The organism is Vibrio sp. 1078-1 (assembly GCF_033340475.1).
Map to the genome: position 1 here is coordinate 1 of NZ_JAWOWM010000402.1, position 674 is coordinate 674.

The 674-nt window shown below is 48.8% G+C and carries 1 protein-coding gene; it reads right to left on the reverse strand.

Features of this window, described 5'->3' with window-relative positions; all coding sequences use genetic code 11:
• On the reverse strand, positions 1-605 hold a 605-nt coding region (locus tag R7190_RS27830; protein ID WP_318137923.1), incomplete at its 3' end, for a sigma-54-dependent transcriptional regulator.
• Between the last annotated feature and the right edge of the window lie 69 nt (positions 606-674).

Sequence of the window (674 nt, forward strand, 5' to 3'; positions counted from 1 at the left end):
GGTACGAAAAGGTGTAATTGTCGTTGGCTTTCTTGATGCAGGCGGGTAGCCACCAGCTCTTTACCACAGCCCGTTTCACCATAAATAATGACGTTAGTATCAATACGCGCTAGCTTTGCAACTTGTTCACGCAATTGCTGCATGACTCGGCTTCGGCCAATCAGCACTTCCTCGAGCCCACTTACGCTCGCGAGATATTCTTGACGATCTTGCGTTGACGTCTGCGCTCGATAAGTCTCGACCGCTTCCGTCACACGTTGCGAGAGTCGCTCTGGCTGAAATGGTTTCTCAATAAAGTCAAATGCGCCCTTTTGCAACGCACTCACCGCCATATCCACATCCCCATGTCCGGTGATCAGGATAACGGGCGTTTGGATATGATGGTCAATAAGGCTTTCTAAAATCGAGAGGCCATCGCTATCAGGCAAGCGAACATCACTGACAACAGCATCAAAGTCTTGACTTAGTATCGCCGCCTTTCCAGCGTCACCGGTACTGAATGCCTCAACGTTAAATCCGGCCAGTTGCAGCCATTGGCTAGTTGCCTGACGAACAATGTCATCATCTTCAATAAGTGCGATGTTGGGGGTGCTTTCAAAAGCCATGAATTACTGCCTGTTTAAAACGTCTTTCGTAACGGTAGCAAAAACCACGAGGGAGAAAAGGAGCTAGAT